Source organism: Castellaniella sp., assembly GCF_004321985.1.
GTDB lineage: Bacteria > Pseudomonadota > Gammaproteobacteria > Burkholderiales > Burkholderiaceae_B > Castellaniella.
This window is the reverse complement of sequence record NZ_SCQN01000033.1, coordinates 24,767-46,023: the sequence shown is the minus strand read 5'-3', so window position 1 is coordinate 46,023 and position 21,257 is coordinate 24,767. Positions and strand designations below refer to the sequence as shown.

General features: G+C 62.8%; 20 protein-coding genes. 11 read left to right on the top strand and 9 right to left on the bottom strand.

All coding sequences use genetic code 11. The features are described from left to right. Window positions 1-192: 192 nt before the first annotated feature. The gene (locus tag EPN31_RS06805) at window positions 193-729 is read right to left on the bottom strand and encodes a DUF488 family protein (protein ID WP_291771011.1); all 537 of its coding nucleotides are present in this window, start codon (window positions 727-729) and stop codon (window positions 193-195) included. A 215-nt stretch (window positions 730-944) separates the two neighbouring features. On the opposite strand from EPN31_RS06805, the gene EPN31_RS06800 reads away from it, so the two are divergent. From EPN31_RS06800 to EPN31_RS06785, 4 genes are all read left to right on the top strand, one after another. Beyond that, window positions 945-1,760: an NAD(P)-dependent oxidoreductase gene (locus tag EPN31_RS06800; protein ID WP_291771009.1), complete on the top strand. Its 816-nt coding sequence runs from the start codon at window positions 945-947 to the stop codon at window positions 1,758-1,760. A gap of 75 nt (window positions 1,761-1,835) precedes the next feature. Then, complete coding sequence (locus EPN31_RS06795) at window positions 1,836-2,549, top strand: amino acid ABC transporter permease (RefSeq protein ID WP_291771007.1); 714 nt, start codon at window positions 1,836-1,838, stop codon at window positions 2,547-2,549. 9 nt (window positions 2,550-2,558) lie between these two features. Continuing rightward, window positions 2,559-3,209, top strand: a complete 651-nt coding sequence (locus tag EPN31_RS06790) for an amino acid ABC transporter permease (RefSeq protein ID WP_291771005.1) — start codon at window positions 2,559-2,561, stop codon at window positions 3,207-3,209. After that, the gene (locus EPN31_RS06785; RefSeq protein WP_291771003.1) at window positions 3,193-3,921 is read left to right on the top strand and encodes an amino acid ABC transporter ATP-binding protein; all 729 of its coding nucleotides are present in this window, start codon (window positions 3,193-3,195) and stop codon (window positions 3,919-3,921) included. Before EPN31_RS06790 ends, EPN31_RS06785 begins: the two co-directional genes overlap by 17 nt. Window positions 3,922-3,970: 49 nt before the next feature. Here the strand turns inward: EPN31_RS06785 and EPN31_RS06780 are convergent, their stop codons facing one another. From EPN31_RS06780 to EPN31_RS06770, 3 genes are all read right to left on the bottom strand, one after another. Beyond that, window positions 3,971-7,162, bottom strand: a complete 3,192-nt coding sequence (locus EPN31_RS06780) for an error-prone DNA polymerase (RefSeq protein WP_291771001.1) — start codon at window positions 7,160-7,162, stop codon at window positions 3,971-3,973. A 1,195-nt stretch (window positions 7,163-8,357) separates the two neighbouring features. Beyond that, on the bottom strand, window positions 8,358-9,104 hold the full coding sequence (gene imuA, locus EPN31_RS06775) for a translesion DNA synthesis-associated protein ImuA (protein WP_291771000.1): 747 nt from the start codon (window positions 9,102-9,104) through the stop codon (window positions 8,358-8,360). A gap of 124 nt (window positions 9,105-9,228) precedes the next feature. Further along, on the bottom strand, window positions 9,229-9,807 hold the full coding sequence (locus EPN31_RS06770) for a TIGR00730 family Rossman fold protein (RefSeq protein ID WP_291770998.1): 579 nt from the start codon (window positions 9,805-9,807) through the stop codon (window positions 9,229-9,231). A 178-nt stretch (window positions 9,808-9,985) separates the two neighbouring features. On the opposite strand from EPN31_RS06770, the gene EPN31_RS06765 reads away from it, so the two are divergent. Beyond that, a complete protein-coding gene (locus EPN31_RS06765; RefSeq protein ID WP_291770997.1) occupies window positions 9,986-11,182 on the top strand; it encodes a YbfB/YjiJ family MFS transporter in 1,197 nt (398 codons plus the stop codon). Here EPN31_RS06765 and EPN31_RS06760 read toward each other — a convergent pair. Further along, a complete protein-coding gene (locus EPN31_RS06760; protein WP_291770996.1) occupies window positions 11,173-12,147 on the bottom strand; it encodes a zinc-binding dehydrogenase in 975 nt (324 codons plus the stop codon). The genes EPN31_RS06765 and EPN31_RS06760 overlap by 10 nt on opposite strands. A 112-nt stretch (window positions 12,148-12,259) precedes the next feature. On the opposite strand from EPN31_RS06760, the gene EPN31_RS06755 reads away from it, so the two are divergent. The 6 genes from EPN31_RS06755 to EPN31_RS06730 all read left to right on the top strand — a co-directional run bounded on the left by EPN31_RS06755 (window position 12,260) and on the right by EPN31_RS06730 (window position 17,767). Further along, window positions 12,260-13,147 (top strand): pirin family protein, encoded by an 888-nt coding sequence (locus EPN31_RS06755; RefSeq protein ID WP_291770994.1) that lies wholly within the window; start codon window positions 12,260-12,262, stop codon window positions 13,145-13,147. A 54-nt stretch (window positions 13,148-13,201) separates the two neighbouring features. Next, a complete protein-coding gene (locus tag EPN31_RS06750) occupies window positions 13,202-13,447 on the top strand; it encodes a hypothetical protein (RefSeq protein WP_291770992.1) in 246 nt (81 codons plus the stop codon). Window positions 13,448-13,650: 203 nt separating this feature from the next. Continuing rightward, window positions 13,651-14,940, top strand: a complete 1,290-nt coding sequence (locus EPN31_RS06745; protein ID WP_291771083.1) for a Rieske 2Fe-2S domain-containing protein — start codon at window positions 13,651-13,653, stop codon at window positions 14,938-14,940. A gap of 41 nt (window positions 14,941-14,981) precedes the next feature. Next, window positions 14,982-15,974, top strand: coding sequence for a PDR/VanB family oxidoreductase (locus tag EPN31_RS06740; RefSeq protein ID WP_291771079.1), 993 nt, complete (start codon window positions 14,982-14,984; stop codon window positions 15,972-15,974). A 5-nt stretch (window positions 15,975-15,979) separates the two neighbouring features. Beyond that, window positions 15,980-17,164, top strand: a complete 1,185-nt coding sequence (locus tag EPN31_RS06735) for a Gfo/Idh/MocA family oxidoreductase (protein WP_291770990.1) — start codon at window positions 15,980-15,982, stop codon at window positions 17,162-17,164. A gap of 36 nt (window positions 17,165-17,200) precedes the next feature. Continuing rightward, window positions 17,201-17,767 carry a MarR family transcriptional regulator gene (locus EPN31_RS06730; protein ID WP_291770988.1) on the top strand — a complete coding sequence of 189 codons (567 nt, stop codon included), beginning with the start codon at window positions 17,201-17,203 and terminating at the stop codon, window positions 17,765-17,767. A 3-nt stretch (window positions 17,768-17,770) separates the two neighbouring features. Here the strand turns inward: EPN31_RS06730 and EPN31_RS06725 are convergent, their stop codons facing one another. From EPN31_RS06725 to EPN31_RS06710, 4 genes are read right to left on the bottom strand one after another with little or no spacing between them, the layout of a single operon-like run. After that, window positions 17,771-18,532 (bottom strand): ABC transporter permease, encoded by a 762-nt coding sequence (locus tag EPN31_RS06725; protein WP_291770986.1) that lies wholly within the window; start codon window positions 18,530-18,532, stop codon window positions 17,771-17,773. Then, window positions 18,525-19,301: an ABC transporter permease gene (locus EPN31_RS06720; protein WP_291770983.1), complete on the bottom strand. Its 777-nt coding sequence runs from the start codon at window positions 19,299-19,301 to the stop codon at window positions 18,525-18,527. The genes EPN31_RS06725 and EPN31_RS06720 overlap by 8 nt, the downstream gene beginning before the upstream one ends. Before the next feature lie 11 nt (window positions 19,302-19,312). Next, a complete protein-coding gene (locus EPN31_RS06715; RefSeq protein ID WP_291770981.1) occupies window positions 19,313-20,128 on the bottom strand; it encodes an ABC transporter ATP-binding protein in 816 nt (271 codons plus the stop codon). 11 nt (window positions 20,129-20,139) lie between these two features. Next, on the bottom strand, window positions 20,140-21,165 hold the full coding sequence (locus EPN31_RS06710; RefSeq protein ID WP_291770980.1) for an ABC transporter substrate-binding protein: 1,026 nt from the start codon (window positions 21,163-21,165) through the stop codon (window positions 20,140-20,142). Window positions 21,166-21,257 lie beyond the last annotated feature (92 nt).

Sequence of the window (21,257 nt, the reverse complement as noted above, 5' to 3'; positions counted from 1 at the left end):
AAGGTTCAGTGACCCTTCCCGGGTTTGGTGGATACATGTAAATATGTGCGACGAACCCGTTAACGGGCTGCAATGTGACTGCCGCCAGATTCGCGGTTCTTCACGTATGATCCTGTCAGCTTGGCCCAGTCTGCGACGCAGAATCTTACTCAGTTGACGGATTGCTGAAAATCTCCGACTGGGGCCCCAGAGTCACGCGGCAGGTGGATACAGCACGGACAGGTCTTCCTGAACCACGGCGCCCGGTGTCAGGTGTGCCGGATCGACGTGGCCCGCGCCCATGATGTGCAGGACCGGGATCTGCCGCGCCAGGAAATAATCGGCGATGATCCGCCTGTGGCAGCGCCACCAGACGGCTTCCGAACACATGATGGCGGTAGGCTGGCGCTGGCTCTGCGTGATCAGCTCGTCCAGGCCGCTGCGGAAGGTTTCAGTCAGGGCGTAGTCCGCGTAGTGGTGAAAGCTGTCGTTTTCCCAGAAGCCGTTGACTTGTGGCGGCGTGGTTCTGGATTTGCCACGCAGGCCGCCTAGGGATTCCATGTGCTGGTAGGCGATGTTGAAGGGCGCCAGGGACGCCGGCAATGTGTCGCGGTTGAATTGCGGGTTGGTTCTGGATCGAGGCACCGTGCGGACATCCGCCAGAAGCTGGATCCCGCTTTCTTGAAGCAATCGGACAAATGAGTCCAGGTCGTGTGTAGAGTGGCCTATCGTATACAGGGGCGATGACATTCGGTATTTCCTTTCGGCTGGCCGCTCGGCCCGGCAAACTGCCTGCGGGGCGCCGCCAGTCATCTTTCGACAATAGCCGCTTTGGCGCAAAATGACCAACTGTCAGCCGAATGTGACCCTCCGTCGGGTCCCGTGGACAGTGTTCAGGGTTATTCCGGATTACTAGTTATACGATGACGTATCACAATGATGGAGTAGCCTATTTGGAGAGTCGTGTGGTCGGAAACAAGTTTGAACGGATCCTGTTGACGGGGGCGGCCGGGGGGCTGGGGCGCGTGTTGCGTGAAACGCTCAAACCCATGACACGGATCCTGCGTCTCTCCGATATCCAGGGGCTGGGCAAGGCGGGGCCTTCTGAGGAATTGTGTCCTTGCGATCTATCGGATCGGCAGGCCGTGAGCGACCTGGTCCGGGATTGTGATGCCATCGTGCACATGGGGGGCGTGTCGGTGGAACGTCCCTTCGAAGAGATCCTGGAGGCGAACATCAAAGGCATTTTCCACATCTACGAGGCCGCGCGCGAGCACGGTGCGCGCCGTGTCGTCTTTGCCAGTTCGAACCATGCCATTGGCTTTTACCGGCAGACAGAGCGGCTGGATGCGCGCGCGCCCACGCGGCCGGACGGCTATTACGGGTTGTCCAAGGTCTATGGCGAGGCCATGGCCAGCTTCTATCACGACCGCTACGGGATCGAGACGATTTCCATCCGCATCGGTTCATGCTTTCCAGAACCCAAGGACCGCCGCATGATGCACATCTGGCTCAGCGCGCACGATCTGACCGAGCTCATCCGGCGGGGGCTGTTCACGCCCGAGATCGGCCACACCATCATCTTCGGCATGTCCGACAACAAGGAAACCTGGTGGGACAACCGGCTGGCTGCGCATATTGGATTCCAGGCGCAGGACACGTCAGAAGCCTATCGCGACATGATCGAGAAGCAGCCCATGCCTGCAGCCGATGATCCGACTATGGTGTATCAGGGTGGGGCATTCACGGCACAGGGGCCTTTTGAACCCGTGCGGAAGTGACTCCAGCCCGGCTCCACCTTAAAGTACGATGTCTGACCGTACCATGTCCGACCCTAAAGTAGCCTGAGAATCATCGTGAACTACACGTTCAATTTCCCCGGTTTGCTGCCCTATTGGAGGATGTTCCTGGACGGGGCAGTGACCACGCTGGAACTGACCCTGGCTTCCACGGTGTTCGGTCTGGTGCTGGGCATCCTGTGCGCAATCGGCCGCCGCAGCGTGATCGGCTGGTTGTCGCGGGTCTGCGGGGTCTACATCGAGACAGTCCGCAATACGCCATTCCTGGTGCAGATCTTCATTTTCTATTTTGGCCTCTCCAGCCTGGGCTACACCATGTCGGCCAATCTGGCCGCCGTGATCACGATGGTGATCAATGTAGGAGCCTATTCGGCGGAGATCATCCGCTCCGGCATGGACGCAGTCCCGCCGGGGCAGGTCGAGGCTGCCGAATGTCTGGGCCTGTCGCGCCCGCGCATCTACTGGCATGTGATCATGCTGCCCGCCTTTGAAAAGGTCTATCCCTCGATCACCAGCCAGTTCGTGCTCATGATGCTCATGTCATCAATCACGTCGCAGATTTCCGCCGAGGAACTCACCGGCGTGGCCAACAATGTTCAGTCCATCACCTTCCTGTCCCTGGAGACCTACATCATCGTTGCATTGCTCTATCTGGTTCTGGCGGTGCTGCTGAAGGGGCTGTTCTCGGTGGCGGGGCTGGTGCTGTTTCGACGGCGCTGGGTGGTGGCCCGCTCGGCCCGGGTGCAGCAGTTGCGCAACAAGGCTGCCTGAGGGGAGAACATGGACCATTTCACTTATATCCAGTTCACCTATCTGCTCCATGGTCTGGTCTGGACCTTGATCTTGTCGGCGCTGTCTTTCGTGCTGGGCGCGGTGGCGGGGTTTGCCGTGATGCTCGCCCGCATTTCGCGCTTTCGTGTGGTGCGGGCGCTGACTGCCTTCTACATCGGGTCGATTCAGGGCATCCCGCTGCTGATCCTGCTGTTCGTGGTCTATTTCGGGGTAGGGATCTTTGGCATCAATGTACCGCCGCTGGTGGCGGCGGGAATCGCTCTCATGGTGTATGTCAGCGCCTTTCTGGGGGAGATCTGGCGCGGTAGCGTGCAATCTATCGAGAAGACCCAGTGGGAAGCTTCCGAGTGCCTGGGATTGTCGCGCTGGCAGTCCCTGATTCTGGTCGTGATTCCGCAGGCCGTGCGCTTGTCTCTTCCGGCGACGGTGGGGTTCCTGGTACAGGTCATCAAGTCCACGTCGTTGGCTTCGGTCGTCGGGTTCGTGGAACTCACCCGCGCAGGCCAGATTCTCAACAACTCGCTCTTCCAGCCTTTCCTGGTGTTCGCGCTGGTGGGTGGATTTTATTTTCTGCTGTGCTTCCCCCTGTCCCGGTGGAGCCGAGCCATGGAAAGGAAACTGAATGTCGGCCGTCGTTAGTCTGCAGAATGTGCACAAGAGCTTTGGCGAGAACCAGGTCCTCAAGGGGGTGTCCTTCGACATCGAGCGGGGTCAGGTCGTCGCCATCATTGGCCAGAGCGGCTCTGGGAAGAGCACGGCCCTGCGATGCATCGATCACCTCGAGCGCATCGATGAGGGCAGCATCCAGGTATGTGGCCACATCCTGGGCGGGTCGAAGGTGGATCTGGGGCAGTTGCGCAAGGACGTTGGCATTGTCTTCCAAAGCTACAACCTCTTTCCACATCTGACGGTGGGCCGCAACATCATGCTGGCCCTGCGCCATGTGCGCAAGCTCGGGCGCAATGTCTGCGAAGAGCGCGCCCGCCGTGTGCTGGATACGGTCGGGCTGCTGGAAAAGTACGACAGCTACCCTGAGCAGCTCTCGGGTGGGCAGCAGCAGCGCGTGGCGATTGCGCGGTCCCTTGCCATGGAGCCACAGGTGATGCTGTTTGACGAGGTCACCTCGGCACTGGACCCTCAGCTGACGGGCGAGGTGCTCAAGGTCATCGAAAAGCTTGCCCAGGGCGGCATGACCATGGTGCTGGTCACGCACGAAATGGCGTTTGCGCGGCGGCTGGCCAATGTGATCATCTTCATGCACCAGGGACAGGTCTGGGAGCAGGGCGGGCCGGATATCCTGGTCAACCCCAAGACGCGGGAATTGCAGGATTTCATCGGCAACGGGCTTTGAGAAGTTGAGCTCCCAAGGGGCCGGCCAGCGAAAGTTGAGACCGGCCCGCTCACTGAAAGTCCCGGCTGTGGGTGCGCAGAGTACCCAGCAGGGTGCTCAGGTCCACCAGCCGGCGTGCCTTCAGGTGGAAGACCCCCTGCTGGCGTTGCCAGATCCCGTAGACGCCCATGAGTGAGGCGTGCAGCAGCGCGCTGCGGTTGGTGGCGGCCTCGCGTGCCGGAACGATCACGTTCACTGGACCAGTTTCGTCCTCCAGGGTCACGAACACCGTGCCGCCGGCCGTCTGGGGCCGCTGGCGGGAGACCACCAGGCCGCAGGCCCGGGCCAGGCGACGATCTGGAAATCCGGCGTTCAGCGCCTGCGCCGTGCAGAATCTCCGCTTGTCCAGTTCGTCACGCAGGAACGTGATCGGATGGCGTCCCAGTGTCAGCCCCAGGGTGGCGTAGTCCGCCAGGGTTTGCTCGCCGTCGCTCAGGGCCGGCAGTGCGGGGGTGTCGCGTTCGTGGATCGGAGCCTCGCGCAGCAGGCGGGGGGCGTGGATCAGCGCAGCCTGCCATTGGCCGGTGCGGCGGTCCGAGGTCAGCGTCGTCAGGGCGTTGGCGCGAGCCAGCGTCTGGAGGTCCTGTGTTTGCAGGCTGGCGCGGATGCGCAGGTCTTCGATGCTGGTGTAGGGGCCGGCCTCGCGGGCGGTCGTGATCGCCTGCATGGCACTTCTGGACAGCCCCAGGATCTGGGAGAGTCCCAGGCGCACGGCTGACCGCTGCCCGGTTGAATCAGGGGCAGCGGGTGTGCCGGAGGAGATCGCAGCCGGTTGGACGTAGGGGGCCCCGCGAATGTCCATGATTTCTTCCAGGGTGGCTTCAGGGGCGCTGTGGTTCACGCATACCGGGAGCACGCACACACCGTGGCGGCGGGCATCCTGCACGAGCTGGCTGGGGGAATAGAACCCCATGGGCTGGGCGTTGAGCATGGCGGCCAGGTAGGCTTCCGGTTCGTGGCACTTGAGCCAGGCGGATTGCCATGCCAGCCGGGCGAAGCTAGCCGCGTGGCTTTCCGGAAAACCGTATTCGCCAAAGCCTTCGAGCTGGTGAATCAGCCGCTCGATGTAGTCCTGGGAATAGCCCCGGGCCAGCATGCCCGCCTGCAGCCGGGCGTGGAAGGCGTTGACCGACCCGGTGCGGCGCCAGGCGGCCATGGCGCGGCGTAACTGGTCCGCCTCGCCCGGCGAGAAGCCGGCCGCCGCGATGGCCAGCTTCATGGCCTGTTCCTGGAAGATCGGAATCCCCAGCGTGCGCTCCAGGATGTGGCGTACAGCGTCGGAGGGGTAGTCCACGGCTTCCAGCTTCTGGCGCCGACGCAGGTAGGGATGAACCATGCCGCCCTGCATGGGACCGGGGCGCACGATGGCCACCTGGATCACCAGGTCGTAGAAGCAGGCAGGCTGCAGCCGAGGCAGCATGCTCATCTGCGCGCGCGATTCGATCTGGAAGACGCCTACCGTGTCCGCCTTGCGGATCATGGAAAACGTGGCTTCGTCGTGCGAGGGGATCTCCGGCAGGGTCCAGGGAGATTGCCGCCGCCGGGCGACCAGTGCCTCGCACAGCCGTAGGGCGGTAAGCATGCCCAGCGCCAGCACGTCGATTTTCAGCAGCCCCATCGCGTCCAGATCGTCCTTGTCCCACTGGATGACGCTGCGATCCGGCATGGCCGCGTTTTCCAGGGGAACCAGCGTGTCCAGGCGATCCTGGGCGATGACGAAACCCCCTGGGTGCTGGGACAGGTGGCGTGGAAACCCTGTGAGTGCCTCCTGGAGGTTGGCCCATTGCGCGGCCTGTTCCGGATCGCACAGGGATTGCAGCGTGGCCAGGGTTTCCCGGGGGTCCCGGACGTGGCGCAGCAGCTTGCCGGCGCGCGTGATCAGGTCCATGTTGATCCCCAGGGCACGCCCGGCATCCCGCAACGCGCTGCGGTGGCGGTAGCGTGTCACCACGGCCGTCAGCGCGGCACGGTGGCGGCCGTAGTGGGCATAGATGTACTGGATGACTTCCTCTCTGCGGTTATGTTCGAAGTCCACGTCGATGTCGGGCGGCTCGCCGCGCTCGCGGCTGATGAAGCGGGCAAACAGCAGATTGGACGCCAGCGGATCGACCTCGGTGATGCCCAGGCAGTAGCAGATCAGCGAATTGGCGGCCGACCCCCGGCCCTGGCAAAGGATGTTCCGGCTGCGGGCAAAGCGCACCAGGTCGTAGACGGTCAGAAAGTAGGGCTCGTAGTGCAGTTCCTCGACCAGAGCGAGTTCCTGGCTGAGTTGCTCGTTGACAGCGGGCGGCACCCCATCTGTGTAGCGGCGGTGGGTGCCCGCCAGACATTCCCTGCGCAGGTAAGCGGTGGGCGTCATGCCGGTGGGCACGATCTCCTGGGGGTACTGGTAGCGCAGGCTGTCCAGCGTGAAGGTACAGCGCCGGGCCACTTGCAGGGTCTGAGCCAGGGTGTCCCCCGGGTAGAGCCGCGCCAGGCGCAGGCGGTTCCGCAGGGCGTGTTCCGTGTTCGGACGCAGGAGCTGGCCGCATTCCGCCAGGGGGCGGTTCCAGCGCAGGGCACATAGGCTGTCGTGGACGGGCTGGCGCGATCGCACGTGCATTTCCGCAGCCCCCAGTGCGACCAGTGGGACCTGGTGGCGGAGCGATAGCTCGCGCAGCGCCTGCAGGTGTGCGGCGTCATGGTCTCCCTGGAGCAGATGCAGGCCCAGCCACAGCCTGCCCGCAAATACTGTCAGCAGGCGCTGCAGGGTAGGTTCGCAGCGCGGGAGAAAGTCGTCGGGATCCGGGCGCATGATCAGCAGGCATCCGGGCAGGCCAGTCAGATCGGTCTGGTCTTCGGCGGGGGCCAGCAGGTTCCTCAGGGTGAGGTAATAGCAGCCCTTCGTGCTGTGGCGCCGCGCGTGGGTGATGAGTCTGGACAGGTTGCCGTAGCCGTCCCGGTCCTGGGCCAGGATGATCAGTGTCCAGCCGGGGCTGTCGGCCAGCCGGAAGCGGCTGCCGATCAGCAGGGAGAATTGGCGTTCACGTGCAGCTTCCCAGGCGCGGACGACGCCGGCCAGGGAGCATTCGTCGCTCAGGGCCAGGGCCGAATAGCCCAGCGCGACCGCCCGTTCCACCAGTTCTTCGGGGTGGGAGGCTCCCGTCAGGAACGTGTAGTTCGACAGGCAGTCGAGTTCGGCGTAGTCGGGCAGAAACGTCATGGTGTGGGTTTCTCGGCCAGTCGCCCGGTCCGCCGTGGGGGCGGCCACGGGTGCCGGGCGTCAGGCGAACAGCCCGTGGAGGAACCAGCCGCCGGATCGCAGGTCCTGGTAGATCCAGTAGCGGACGGCCCGAGCGTCGGTGGCGATGAAGTATTCCCGACTGGTATTCCGGGACCGCCACCAACCTTCTTCGATGCGTTCGGGACCGGACAGCAGCCGCAGGGGGGCACCGCGCCAGACCGGCTGATCCCGTGCGGTTTCGAGTGGCGCAGGAGTCTCGAGCAGCCAGAACGGGCGGCTGCCCGGCCAGTGCGCGTGGGGGGAGGGCCAGGACGGCCTGGTTCGTTGTGGCTGGCTGAACCAGGCTTCGGCGCGTTCGGGCAGCGGCCAGTCCTGCAGCCTGGGGAAGTGCAGGCAGGTGGCACCCAGCCGGGCTTTCAGGACGTCCAGCAGCCGCTCTTCGCGCTGCTGGTCCACCTGGGAGTCGGGCAGCAATGAGGCGGGTAGGGATTGGCGAGTCTGGATATTCAGGCAGCGCAGGGTGACGCGGTGCACGGGCCCCGGCAGGTCGAGAGACTGGATGCGCAGGCGACACAGGCGCAGGCAGGCCTGCAGATCCCATTGGGGTCTGGAGAACGACAGTGTCAGGCGGGTCTCGGGCGTGGGGGATCGCGTCGGATCGTGCAGCAAGATCCATTCCATCTGGTCGGTGGCGGCTTGGTGGGCCTGCAGGTAGCGGCACAGATCCGTCAGCAACGGCGTCAGCGCCGTTTCGATGGCGGTGAGGCTAGTGCCCCGGAACTCGGGTTCGCAGGAGGCTTCGAACCCCATCTGAGGAGGAACCCAGGCGGCGGGGCCGCTTGTGTGGTAGGCGCGATCGAGCTGTTCGAGGACCGTGGCCAGCCCGCGCTGGGCAAGGCCGGCTCGGGGCAGCCGGCGCAGCTGCCCCAGCGTGTGGCAGCCCCAGTCATCGAGCAGCGCGAAGGCTGTGGGCGCGAGGGTGAGCGCGGAGCAAGGCAGGCGGTCCAGGTACCGTTGCATGGATTGCCTGCGCAGCGCACGGCGCGGACCCCGGTCCTGTCTGGCCAGCAAGGCAGCACCCCAGGCGGTGGGGGCCATTCCAGCACGGGTGCCTGACGGGCAGGTCTGCATGATGCGGGGCCAGAGTTTTCTGGGCCCGTCGAACAGTCTGAGGCTACCGGTCAGATCCAGTGCCATGAGTTGCGGTGCCAGCATCGTCAGGCGCGGTGTGTAGCGAAACAGGTGTGCCAGCAGTCCTGGGCAGGCGGCCAGGGGGAGCGGCAGGGCCAGGCTGATCCAGATCATGATCGTACGGATACAGAGTCAGGTCCCGGGCTGAAGGAATCGGACCGGGACATTTCAGGAAAGAGGCCCGCAGCCCGCCGGGGATGGCCCGTAGATCGACGCGCAGGCTGGCGGGGCTGTCTCGGCGGGCCGTGTCGTGCGGCCTGTACAGCACCACCAGCGCCGATCCCCGACGGGCCAGCCTGTGCCATTGCAGCAGGTCCGCATAAGGTGTGGTGTGCGCCCAGCACAACAGGGCGGCACAGGACTGGTAGTGCAGGATCTGAGTGACTGCCCAGGTGGTGTCGCGGGAGGAGGACGTGCGTACCCAGACAACGTCATTGGGTCGCAGACCCCAGGCGGCCCAGCACTGCATGGAGGGTGCGTAAGGGGGATTGAGCAGCAGGGTGGGCTGGCAGCGGTCGGCCAGTCCCTCCAGGGCAGGACAGAGCAGATGGACCTCGCCGATGCCGGCGTGTTCCGGCAGCAGTTCGATCAGCGCGCCCAATGGCCAGCCGCCGCCCAGCGCTTCGTCCAGGCCGCTGTGGCCGGTCGGCAGGTGCCGCAAGCCGCCCAGCGCGAGTTGAGAGGCGCGCCAGAGCGTGGGGTGGATGCGTTCGGGGTGGAGCAGGCGCATGACGGATCACATTTACTGTATTTATGTACAGTATATGCGATCCGGTGGATATTATCCCGAGCCTGTCGTGGGCGGCTCGGTCTCGCTGAGATGCACCCGGCGGGGCTCTGCCTGGCGGCCCGTCTTACAGCCATTTGGGGGCGCTGGTGGCCTCATGGGTGCGTAGCTTCTCCAGGAGGGCGGCCGAGTCCGGATCCACGGAGATTGTCTGCCGGTGGGCGGGTGGCAGAAACTGGGTTTCGACCATGCTGTCCAGGAACTCCAGAAAGGGCGAGAAGAAATCCGCGATGTTCAGCAGCCCCAGGGGCTTGTTCATTTCCCCCAGCTGATTCATCGACCAGACCACCATCAGCTCCTCGACGGTTCCGATCCCGCCCGGCAAGGCGATGAAGGCATCGGCCAGTTCGATCATGCGCGCCTTGCGGACGCTCAGGGCCGGTACGATTTCGTGCCGTGTCAGGCCCGGGTGGAATTGTCCACGCGCGTGCAGGCCTTCGGTAATGACGCCGTGGACCTGACCGTCCTGCGACAGTACGCTGTCGGCCAGCACTTTCATCAGCCCCCGGTTGGAGCCCCCGTAGACGAGCGTGATTCCGGCGCCCGCCAGCGTGCGGCCCAGTGTCTCTGCGCCTCGTGCGTAGGCGTCCGTCGCCCCCAGGTTCGAGCCGCAGAAGACGGCAATGGTCCGCAAGGTTCTGGTCATGGATGGATGAGTGGTCGTGCGGCGGGCGTGATCGCCTCGCGGCGGGTTGAGGGATCCGCCCTGCAGGGGCTGGGAGCGGATCCAGTATACGGCCGGGGGATGCGGCCGGGCAGAAGGATGCTGTAGACGGAAGACTGCTGTAGTAAGCTCGAATCCTTTTCATCCCTCCGGGAAAATCATGCGGGAGCGATCTTGGGTATTGTCCAGTCTGGCCGGCGGCGTTTGCGTCCTGCTGGGCATCGGGCTGGCACGATTTGCCTACACGCCGCTGATTCCCGCCCTGGTCGATGAACATTGGTTCTCCATCGCCCAGGCCAACTATCTGGGCGCCATCAATTTGCTCGGATATCTGGTGGGGGCCGCGCTGGCGCATCGCGTGACGTCGATCGTTGGCTCGCGCCGGGTTCTGGCGGTTGCGCTTGCCGTCACGGTGGTGAGCCTCTATGCCTGTCTGCTTGACTGGGGCCCCGTCTGGTACGGAATCTGGCGTCTGGCTTGCGGTGTGAGCGGTGCCGTCCTGACCGTCGTGGGGGTCTCCGCAGCGCTCGCCGCCGTGCCCCGGGAGCGCCGTCCGGCGGCTTCCGCGCTGATTTTCTCGGGCATAGGGCTGGGCATCGCCGCCAGCGGCACCGTGGTCCCGTGGCTGATTCACTACGGCATCGCTGCAACCTGGGTGGCGCTGGGCACGCTGGCGGCCATGCTGGCGCTGTGGGCGTGGGTGGCGGTGTGGCGCCACCTGGCGGTTTCGGCGGGGGTGGCAGCCGTACATGCGGCCGGCCAGCCCGCGCGCTGGTCGGTGGCTGGTGTCCTGCTGATTCTGCTCGCCTACGGGCTGGATGCCGTGGGCTTCGTCCCGCATACCCTGTTCTGGGTGGACTACATCGCCCATGAGTTGGGCCGCGGCCTGACCGTCGGTGCGGCGTACTGGACCGCGTTCGGGCTGGGGGCGGCAGTGGGTCCATTTGTGGCCGGCGCGCTGGCGCATTGGCTGGGGTTTCGCCGGGGGCTGGCGTTTGGCCTCATCATCAAGGCGGTGGCTGTGGCGCTTCCAGTCCTGTCCGGATCGCCCGCCGCGCTGCTGTTTTCGTCGGTTCTGGTGGGGTTGCTGATTCCGGGCACCGTGGCGCTGACCTCGGGTTCCGTTATCGAGCTGGTGCCGCCGGAGCGCCAGCAACAGGCCTGGGGCTGGGCCACCCTGTCGTTTGCTCTGCTGCAGGCTATTGCCGGCTACGGTATGTCATGGGACTACGTCGTGCTCGGCAGCTACCGGCCGTTGTTTGCCATGGCAGCGCTGGCGCTGCTCGTCGCGGCGGCTTGCGCCGCCGTTGCCGCAGTGTGCCGGGCGCCTGGGATTCCGCGCGGCGCTCAGGCCTGATCCGAAAGCACGATCTTGCCCGTCTGATCGTTTGCTTCCATTGATACGATCGCGTCGGCCAGTTGCGCGAACGGGAACACGTGTCCGATGACTGGGCGCGTGCGCTCGTTGACGAACAGCGGCAGCACGTCGCGGGTGACACCCTGGACGATGGCTTGGCGTTGCGCCGGGCTCTGCCGTTTGGCGGAAACGCCGAACAGATGCAGCCGCTGGCTGTGCAGGGCGGCCAGGTCCAGTGGCCCGCTGGTGATGCCGTCCAGGTATCCGACGGTGGCCAACCGTCCCTGGTAGGCCATGGACCGGACGCATTCGGCCAAGACTGATCCACCCACGATGTTGACCACCAGATCGGCGCCGTGGCCCTGGGTAGCCGTCATGACGGTTTCGTGAAAGTCGGGTTGCCGTGTCGGTATCCCGCAATCCAGGCCGTAGGCGGCCAGCGCGGCCAGCTTTTCCCGCGAACCCGAGGTGCCGATCACTCGCGCACCCAACGATTTGGCCAATTGCAGCGCCGCCACGCCCACGCCCGAAGAAACGCCGGTGACCAGCAGCCATTCGCCGGCCGCCAGGTGTCCCTGCATGACCAGCATGTCATACACGACCAGGGTGACGATGGGGACGGCGGCTGCCTGGATCCAGGAGAGCGAGTCCGGTACGAGCATGGCGTCGTGCGTGTCGATCAGCACTTGATCGGCGAAGCCTGCCTCGCAACGCCCCATCACCCGGTCGCCGACGCGGAAGCCTCGGCATTCCGGGCCTGTTTCGAGGACTTCACCCGCAGCCTCCCACCCCATGGCGACCGGGTCCTGCGAGCCTGAGCGGCGCAGCGCCAGGAGCTCGCCACGGTTCAGGCCAGCCGCCCGTACTTGCACCAGCAGTTGGGAGTTCCCTGGGGACAGGGGCGGCACTTCTTGTGACTTTGTGTGAATCTTGCCATCGAGAATCTGGACGTAATGCCGCCGCATGGTGCCTCCTGGAGGAAATCGAGTGACCCAGGCGGTTACGATAGCACCGGATTGCCGGTGCTTGACCGGGATACGTTCTATCATGGGTAGCGATGAACGCCGGGAGCCTGCCATGGACCAGAATGCCAATCTGATGATCGACCGCCGCATGCACGATCTGGGAGGTGGCTTTACGGTGGGTCGGGTCCTGCCTTTCAGGAAGCGCCGGATGGTGGGGCCCTTCATTTTTTTTGATCATATGGGTCCACTGGACCTCGCGCCAGGCGTTTCCCGTGCGCTGGATGTCAGGCCCCACCCGCACATTGGGCTTTCCACCGTGACCTATTTGTACAGTGGCGCCATCACGCATCGCGACAGCCTGGGGTCTGAGCAGGAAATCCGTCCCGGCGAGGTCAATTGGATGACGGCCGGGAAGGGCATCACGCACAGCGAACGCCTGGAATACGCGCGTGCGCATGGCGCCGTCATGCACGGCATCCAGTCGTGGGTTGCGCTGCCTCGCGAGCAAGAGGACATGGACCCCACCTTCCATCATCTGCAGGGCAACGCCCAGTTGCCCGAGATTCACGAAAACGGTGTGACCGGACGCCTGATTGCTGGTTCCATTGACGGGTTGACCGCAGCGGCCGTCACCTATTCGCCGCTCTTTTATCTGCACTGGGAAATGGAAGCCGGTGCGCGTCGAAGCCTCAGCGCCCAGTATTCCGAACGCGCCGTCTACGTTGCCAGAGGCGAGGTCGAGCTTGACGGTCAGGTGCTGACCATGGGGCGCATGCGGGTGATCGACGACGTGGAAGCCGTGCAGATCGTCGCCAGGCAGCCTTCGACGCTGATGCTCCTGGGCGGCGAGCCCATCGGCGAGCGCTTCATTTTTTGGAATTTCGTTTCTTCATCCAAAGACCGGCTCGAGCAGGCCAGCGAGGACTGGCGCGCTCAGCGCATGAAGCTTCCCGTCGGAGACGATCAGGAATTCATTCCGTTACCGGAAACCAAAGCCTGAGCGTCATTCGTTTGTTATAACGATCTCTGTCGCGTGTCTTGGGGAGCAGAGAAAATGTCCACCAGAATATTGAGACGATGGGGATTCATCCTGTTCCTTACGGGCCTTGGTCTTGTCGCGGGGTGTTCGACCCATAGCGGTTCGTCCCGGCCATCCGGCAGCAGCTACAACCCGTGCCGTCTGAATCAGGCAAGCTGCAACTATAACGGGCAGTACGAACCCGGCGAGCGCGACTATGCCGAGCAGGAAGCAAAGCGCCTGAACCGGGCCGAAGTCCAGCGACTGAAGCGGGGCTTCTGAGATCTCGCTGTGGGTTGCGCCCTCGCGGACCCCTGCGACGATCCGATCTGACGTCATCCAGAGATTAGCAAGCATGCCCCCGCAAAAGCTGCGGGTGGTCGTACTGACCCCACTTGATATTTAGTTAGAGGGCTAATATTATTGAAGTCACCCCATTCCTGACACGGGTATGGGGACAGCGGATAACTTCAGGAGACATGCAGATCATGACCGATGGCGAAAACGAGTTGCTGTGCCGGGTGGAAGGTGACGCTCCGATGGGGCAGCTGATGCGTCGTCATTGGTTACCGGCCTGTCTGACCGAAGAAGTCAGCGAGGCCGATTGCGATCCCGTCCGGGTGCGCATCCTGGGTGAAGACCTGGTGGCATTTCGTGACAGCAAGGGCCGTGTGGGGCTTATGGCCGAGCATTGTCCCCACCGGGGTGCGTCGCTTTTTTATGGGCGTAATGAAGAATGCGGCTTGCGCTGTCTTTATCACGGCTGGAAGATGGACGTGGACGGTAATGTGCTCGAGATGGTGTCGGAGCCTGCCTCCAGCGACCTGCCTAAGAGAGTTCACCACCTGGCTTACAAGACCCACGAGTGGGCCGGCATCGTGTGGGCCTATCTGGGGCCCCAGGACCAGGTCCCGGAATTCGTGCCGCCGCCCTGGGCGCCCAACGACAAGGTCCGCGTGAGCATCGCCAAGGTCATTGTCCCCTGCAACTGGGCGCAGATCCTTGAAGGCAACATCGATTCTTCCCATAGTTCCAGCCTGCACTCGTCGGACATGGTGCCCGCCCGCGTCAGCGGCAGCGAGGCGACCGACAAAAAATGGCTGCGGCCCAGCACTGACAAAGCTCCGCGCTTGCAGGTGGAGCATACCTCTTATGGTTTCCGCTATGCGGCCATCCGGCGCCCCATCACCAACGCCGACGAAACCGATTACATCCGTTCCACCGTTTTCATTGCGCCTTCGTCGGCGCTCATTCCGCCGAATAATCGTTACAACGTCGCCAATTTCAATGTGCCTATTGACGATACGCATACTGTCTTTCACTTCATTGCGTGGGGTAATCCGCTGACCACTCCCGATACCGAAGCTTGGCGACGCTTTCTGGGCCAGAGTGTGGGGTCGGATCTGGACCCCCTGTATCGGCCGTATCGCAACGCGGAGAACCGCTTCTGGCAGGACCGGCAGGCCATGCGCGCGGGCAACTTCACCGGCATCAAGGGCTTCCCGAATCAGGATCTCGCGATGTGGACCAGCCTCGGCCCCATCGCCGACCGGACATCCAGGGCCGAGACCCTGGCTGCGGGTGATCAGGCCGTGGTGGAGTTTCGCCGTACCATGCTGGAAGCGGTACAGGCCTTTCAGGCAGGCAAGCCGGCCATCGGGACCGGAGACGGGCATGTCCATTCCTCGGTCTGTTCCTTCCAGGGCATCTTCCCCAAGGACACGGATTGGCGAAGGTGCGACATGCACCCGGTCTCGGGCCTGGACGCTTCGTAAGCCCGTATTGACGGTCGATGACAATAGGCCGACGCGACATCATGCAGCTACTCGACGAAGCAGGGCAATCACATCTCGCTGACGCAGGCGTGGAAAGCGTGCTGTTGCGCATTGCAAAGAGGGACCAGATTGCCGACGGTATCTACGTCTTCGAGCTTGTCTCCGGCACTGTGGAACCACTTCCCGGTTTCACGCCTGGCTCTCACATCCGGGTGCACACGCCCAATGGCGTGCTGCGCAAATACTCTTTATGCAATGCGCCTGAAGATGCCGACCGGTATGTCATCACCGTCAAGCGCGACGAACACGGTCGCGGGGGCTCCATGAGCCTCGTGGACGACACTGCCGTGGGTCAGATCCTGCAGGCGCAGGCGCCGGACAATGCCTTTGCCTTGGTGGATGACCCGGGCCGCCTCATCTTTATAGCGGGCGGCATCGGCATCACACCCATTTTGTCCATGATCCGGTCGCTGGGCGCCGATCCCGTGGTGCCGTGGGCGCTTTACTATCTGACGCATGGCGAGGCATCAACAGCCTATCGGGCGCTGCTCTCCACCCCGCGTTACCAGCCGCATGTCACGTTCCACCATAGCGATTCGGGACGGGGTCGCTTTGACCTGTGGCCTGTCCTTGAAAAGCCCAACCAGGGGCATGTTTACTGCTGTGGCCCGCGCAGCCTTATGACAGATGTGCGGGACATGTCGGGCCACTGGTCGAATAGCCGCATTCACTTCGAGAGCTTCATCGAAGGTGGCGAAAAGAAGCCGGATGACAAGCCGTTCACTGTGACGCTGGCGCGTTCTGGCCGAACCTTCGAGATCCCGGCTGGCCAATCCATTCTGGCGGTCCTTCGCACGGCGGGTGTCGCAATCCCGTATTCCTGTGAAAGCGGCACCTGTGGTACCTGCAGAACCCGTCTGTCGCAGGGCGTGGCCGACCATAGGGATATGGTGCTCATGCCGGAGGAGAAGGGTGACCAGATCATGGTCTGCGTCTCGAGGGCCAAATCCGATGGTCTTGTCCTGGACCTCTGAAAACCATGACGCCACATACCACGGAATTAAGAATCGGGGTTATCGGGCTAGGTCGGGCGTTTTCCCTGATGCTGCCGACTTTCATCGCGGATTCGCGGGTCAGGCTGGTCGCAGCCAGTGACCCTCGGGAGGCTGCCAGACGGCAGTTCCTGGCAGATTTTGGCGGCCCCGTATACGCGGAGGCGGAAGATCTCGTTCGCGACGAGACGGTTGACGTGGTCTATGTCGCCAGCCCGCACCAGCTTCACCGGCAGCATACGGTGCTGGCGGCGGCGGCCGGCAAGCATGTACTGGTCGAAAAGCCAATGGCCCTCAGCCTGGCCGATTGCGATGCCATGATCCAGGCCTGCCGCGCTGCAGGCGTCCATCTGATCGTGGGGCATTGCCATAGCTTCGACACGCCGTACCTGTATGTGCGGGATCTGGTGGCAAGCGGCCGATTTGGGCGGGTCACCATGATCCAGGCGCAGAATTTTACGGATTATCTGTACCGGCCGCGGCGGCCCGAAGAGCTCATCACGGCAGAAGGCGGCGGCGCGGTCTTCAGCCAGGCAGCACATCAGGTGGATATCGTTCGCCTGCTTGCCGGCCGACGCCTGGCCCGGGTGCGCTGTGCATTGGGCAATTGGGATCCTGATCGGCCAACCCAGGGAGCTTACAGCGCGCTGTTCATGTTCGACGGTGGGGCCTATGCGTCCATCAGCTATAACGGCCATGGTCACTTCGATACCGACGAATGGATGGGCTGGATCGGAGAAATGGGCGCCACGAAGGACCCCAAGGCGTACGGTAGCGCGAGGCGCAGGCTGCACGCGATTCAGTCTTCGGCGGAAGAAGCCCGCCTGAAAGCGGCGGGGACCTACGGAGGGCCTGATTATGTTCCACCAAGTGTCACGCAGGAACACCGGGCTTTCCAGCACTTCGGCCCTATCGTCGTGTCTTGCGAGCACGCCGACCTGCGCCCCATGCCGGATGGGGTTCATGTATATGCGGATGAGCAGCATACCTTCATTCCGCTGGCCGCTGGCCCCGTGCCACGCGTCGAAGTCATCGACGAGCTGCGCAGGGCAGTGCTGGACGATTGTCCGCCGTTGCACTCCGGTATTTGGGCGAAGGGTACGACTGAAACCTGCCTGGCGATGCTGGAATCGGACAGCGCCGGGCAAGACATAGCGTTACGCTATACCTGATATAGTAACGTCGTCATTTTTCCTATCGCAGACGACATGGCAGCGGAAAACAAAGAGGGAAACTCGGCGCACTGGGAGGAGATCAATCCCAATGACCGGCTGGCGCACCTGGTGCGATATGTGGCACGTTCCTTGGTGCGCGGCTTGCAGATGCGTCTGGCGGAACACAACGTGCTGTTCGGCCACTGGGCGTTCCTGCGCATTCTATGGGAAGAAGACGGGCTCACCCAACATGAGCTCAACAAGCGAGCCGGGCTCATGGAACCGACCACGTATTCTGCGTTGCGGGCGATGGAGTCTCTGGGCTACATCGAGCGCAGGCATCTGCCGGGCAACCGCAAGAATCTCTATGTCTTTCTGACGACGACGGGGCGGGGTCTACGTGGCAAACTCGTGCCATTGGCCCAGGAAGTCAACGCCGTCAGTACACGGGGTTTGTCGGAGGACGATGTCGACACCTGCCGCAAGGTGCTGCTGGCCATTGCCGCCAACATGGTTCACGATGAGGCGCAATCGGAGGATGTGGGGCGGCGCCTGCCGTCCACACGGGAACTCTCCAGCTGGATCCGCCAGGCGGAGCTTCTGCGGGCCGACGACGCCTGAGTGTCAGCTCATTCGACCACGCACGCTCCGCTCCAGGCCCCACAAGAGAATCGACCCCCCCATGGCCACGAGGAACAGAATTGAAATCATGGCCATCATCTCTGCGTACCGGCCAACGCCGTAATAGTCCATGATGACCTTGCCCATTCCGCTCTTGGCAGCGAACAGCTCGGCGAAGATGACGTTCACCACCGTCAGGCCAAAGCACAGGCGGATGCCTGTGAGCAGCGGCAGCGATACGGCCGGCAGGTAGACCCTGACAAACGCCCGCCACGGGGGAACGTTGAGCGACCGCACGACTTTGGCGTAGACGGGTTTCATGGTCCTGATTGCGACCATCACGTTGATCAGCACTGAAAAAATGCCGCCGATGAACCCCATGGCGATGACCGAGGCGTGCCCCAGGCCAAGCACCAGCAGCAGGATGGGGTAGATGATGATCTTTGGCGTTGCGCCGCCCACCACCACGAGCGGGCTGAATACCGCGTACCAATAGGGGCTGCGGCCTATGACCACGCCCAGGACCGTGCCGACGAAGACGGCCATTGCGAAGCTGATGGCCGCATTGCCGAAAGTGGAGCGGACGGCCGTCGCCAGGTCTCCGCCTAGGGTGCCAAAAGCCTGCAGCGTCTTGAGCGGTGCGGGGACGGCAAAGATCAGTCCGGAGGCCAGCTGCCACAGCAGAAAGACGGCGATGGCGACAAGCAGCATACCGCCAAAAATCACACAGGAATTTCGGCTCTGCGACATGGAGCGGCTAGCCATTGTTGATCTCCCCACGGATGCGTGCTTCGCCTCGTGTCAGGATGACCGTGACGATGGCAGCCAACGCAATGATGATCGTCACATAGGCGTACATCTCGTCGATCTTGAAACCGTCGTAGTCGTAAGCCACCCGGAACCCCAGACCGATGTTCCCCACCATGAATTCCATGACGATGACACCCACGAACGAGTAAATCAGGCAGAGCTTGAAGCCCGCGAAGATCATGGGCGCTGCCGCCGGGAAGATGACTCTGCGGAAACGCCGGGCTCCGGTGCAGCGAAAGCTCGCGCACACCCTGAAGTAGATGTCGGGCACTTGTTGAAACGCGGCCCAGCTATTGAGGATGACCGGGATCAGGCCCATGGAGGCTGCGATCAGAATGACGGGGGTGGCGCCCAGGCCGAACACCACCAGAAGAAACGGGTAGAACAGGACCAGCGGCATGGCGTAGGTGCCGACCAGGTAGGGCTCCAGCACCCTGCCCAGCAATGGTGTGCGCCATAGTCCGAAACCGATGGGGACGCCCACTGCGATGGCCAGAAGCACGCTCAGGACGACTTCCCATGTCGTGCGCCAGAGGTCCGGGAATACTTTGCCGGATACCACGATCTGCCAAAGAACCCCGGCGACCTTGGTGGGTGAGGACAGAATGACCGCAGGAACCAGGCCCAGGCGGGTGATGGCCTCGATGACGGCCAGCAGCGCCAGGACGAGAAGTGTAATGGTCCACCGCGGCCTCAGGGGCCACCAGGAAGTCTGCGTTTGCATGTCGGGGTCCTTCAGGCCATGTGCTGCGCAGATTCCTGCGTAGATTCCCATTCCGAGCGCATCACGTTCCAGAGATGGCCGGTGTATTGCGCGAAGGCATCGGTGGCCAGAATAGCGATATCCCGCTCGGCAGGAAGGTCGATGTCCACGACCTCGATGATGGTGCCTGGCCGACTGGACATGACCCAGATTTCCTGTGACAGAAACACCGCCTCGTTGATGTCGTGGGTGATGAACAGGATGGTCTTGCCCGTTTCGCGCCAGATACGGCGCAGCTCGGTGCCGATGAACATGCGGGTTTGCGGGTCGACTGCTGCAAACGGCTCGTCCATGAGCAGGATGTCGGGATTCAATGCCAGAGCGCGAGCAATGGCCACGCGCTGGCGCATCCCGCCCGACAGCTCCTTCGGGTATGAGTACTCGAAGCCCTTGAGCCCGACGAGTTCCAGTGCTTCTTGTGAGCGTTTGCGGCATTGCGGCTTGGGCAGATCCTGCATCTCGAGCCCGAACGAGACGTTTTCGAGAGCATTCATCCACGGAAAGATGGAGTCCTCCTGAAACACCATGCCGAGGGACGGGTGTGGTGAGGTGATGGGTACGCCCTTGAGCAGCAGCTGTCCGCTACTGATGGGGTTCAGCCCCGCAATCATGCTCAGCAATGTGGATTTACCGCAGCCGCTGGGGCCGACAACGGTGACGAAATGGCCCTCTGGGATAGTCTGTGTGACTTCGCGGACAACTTCGATTTTCTGGGTGGAACCGTCTTTTTGGCGGATGGAATACACCTTGGAGACTTGTCGTAACTCAAGGAATGCGGGGCTTGCCATCAGGTCTTCCGTTAAAATGGGGTACGCAGTTTTTCAGGCAGATAATTCTGGTTCACCAGCTTGCCCATGTCGATGGGCTTGTCGATCAGGCCACTGTCCACCATACCCTTCATGACGGTGTTGAAAGCGGCCGTATCGATTTTCATGTCCCAGACGTCGTTCTTCAGGTATCCCTGGATCCCCGCAAGCAGCACGGCTTTTGAAGATTTGTAGTGGCGAGTACCGATTTCTGCGGCCTTCTCAGGGTTGGCCTTGATGAACTGGACGGCTTCATCCAGCGCGGAGAATAGCCCTTTGATGGCTGCCGTGTTTTTCTGGGCAAATTTCTTGTTGACGGCGATGCCTTCCAGGTAATAGTTCTTGATGTAGTGGCTCGGATCCAGAACGACGACGGCGTTGTCGTTGTGAATCTTTTCGCTCAGGAACGGTTCCATGGCCCAGCCGGCCGTGATGATCTTGCCTTTTACTGCCGTCCAGTTGTCCCCCATGCCGCCTACTGAGACAAACGAGACGTTCTTGACTCCTGCGCGCTTGATACTTTCTTCGGCGAGCCACTGCGAGGCTGACCCCGCCTTGCTGTAGCCCAGTTTCTTGCCTGACAGCCCCTCTGGCGAAGTGATGCCGCTGGCCTTGTCGGCAATCCAGACCATGACGCTGGCCGATCGCGCCCAGCCCTCGATCAGTTCGATATTCGGATCGGTGTGAGCCGCCAGGATGGCGGCGGGCGTACCGCCTTCCGCCATGTCCACGTCACCGGTGGAGAGCAGGCGCAGGGTGCTGCCACCGCCGCTCCCGCTGATGTATTCGACAGAAACCCCGTGCTTCTTGAACAGACCGTTGTCCTCGGCGATATAGGTAGGTAGCGTCGAGAGCAGGGCGCTGCGGTGGCTGACCACGAAGCGGATCTTTGTCTGGGCTGGTGTTTCTTGGGCGGCCGAGGCGGCGGGGCTGATCGCCATCATCAGACAGCCGAGCATCAGGCTGCCCACCATTGCCAGCGCGCTGACAGACAGAGGATCTCTGGTTTGCTTGTCCATGTCTTTCTCTCCACTCAGGGGAATGTGAATGTGATCATGCATTCGTGCAGAATCAAACGCACGTTCATGCCGTCTGCTGACGAGTTGAGGAG

Excerpts from the sequence above, each read along its gene's own strand:
- EPN31_RS06770 (WP_291770998.1), bottom strand. The coding sequence starts at position 9,807 with ATGACCAGAACCTTGCGGACCATTGCCGTCTTCTGCGGCTCGAACCTG.
- EPN31_RS06750 (WP_291770992.1), top strand. The coding sequence starts at position 13,202 with ATGTCCACCAGAATATTGAGACGATGGGGATTCATCCTGTTCCTTACG.
- EPN31_RS06740 (WP_291771079.1), top strand. The coding sequence starts at position 14,982 with ATGCAGCTACTCGACGAAGCAGGGCAATCACATCTCGCTGACGCAGGC.
- EPN31_RS06730 (WP_291770988.1), top strand. The coding sequence starts at position 17,201 with ATGGCAGCGGAAAACAAAGAGGGAAACTCGGCGCACTGGGAGGAGATC.
- EPN31_RS06785 (WP_291771003.1), top strand. The coding sequence starts at position 3,193 with ATGTCGGCCGTCGTTAGTCTGCAGAATGTGCACAAGAGCTTTGGCGAG.
- EPN31_RS06765 (WP_291770997.1), top strand. The coding sequence starts at position 9,986 with ATGCGGGAGCGATCTTGGGTATTGTCCAGTCTGGCCGGCGGCGTTTGC.
- EPN31_RS06720 (WP_291770983.1), bottom strand. The coding sequence starts at position 19,301 with ATGCAAACGCAGACTTCCTGGTGGCCCCTGAGGCCGCGGTGGACCATT.
- EPN31_RS06780 (WP_291771001.1), bottom strand. The coding sequence starts at position 7,162 with ATGACGTTTCTGCCCGACTACGCCGAACTCGACTGCCTGTCGAACTAC.
- EPN31_RS06735 (WP_291770990.1), top strand. The coding sequence starts at position 15,980 with ATGACGCCACATACCACGGAATTAAGAATCGGGGTTATCGGGCTAGGT.
- EPN31_RS06755 (WP_291770994.1), top strand. The coding sequence starts at position 12,260 with ATGGACCAGAATGCCAATCTGATGATCGACCGCCGCATGCACGATCTG.
- EPN31_RS06710 (WP_291770980.1), bottom strand. The coding sequence starts at position 21,165 with ATGGACAAGCAAACCAGAGATCCTCTGTCTGTCAGCGCGCTGGCAATG.
- imuA (WP_291771000.1), bottom strand. The coding sequence starts at position 9,104 with ATGCGCCTGCTCCACCCCGAACGCATCCACCCCACGCTCTGGCGCGCC.
- EPN31_RS06790 (WP_291771005.1), top strand. The coding sequence starts at position 2,559 with ATGGACCATTTCACTTATATCCAGTTCACCTATCTGCTCCATGGTCTG.
- EPN31_RS06760 (WP_291770996.1), bottom strand. The coding sequence starts at position 12,147 with ATGCGGCGGCATTACGTCCAGATTCTCGATGGCAAGATTCACACAAAG.
- EPN31_RS06805 (WP_291771011.1), bottom strand. The coding sequence starts at position 729 with ATGTCATCGCCCCTGTATACGATAGGCCACTCTACACACGACCTGGAC.
- EPN31_RS06725 (WP_291770986.1), bottom strand. The coding sequence starts at position 18,532 with ATGGCTAGCCGCTCCATGTCGCAGAGCCGAAATTCCTGTGTGATTTTT.
- EPN31_RS06715 (WP_291770981.1), bottom strand. The coding sequence starts at position 20,128 with ATGGCAAGCCCCGCATTCCTTGAGTTACGACAAGTCTCCAAGGTGTAT.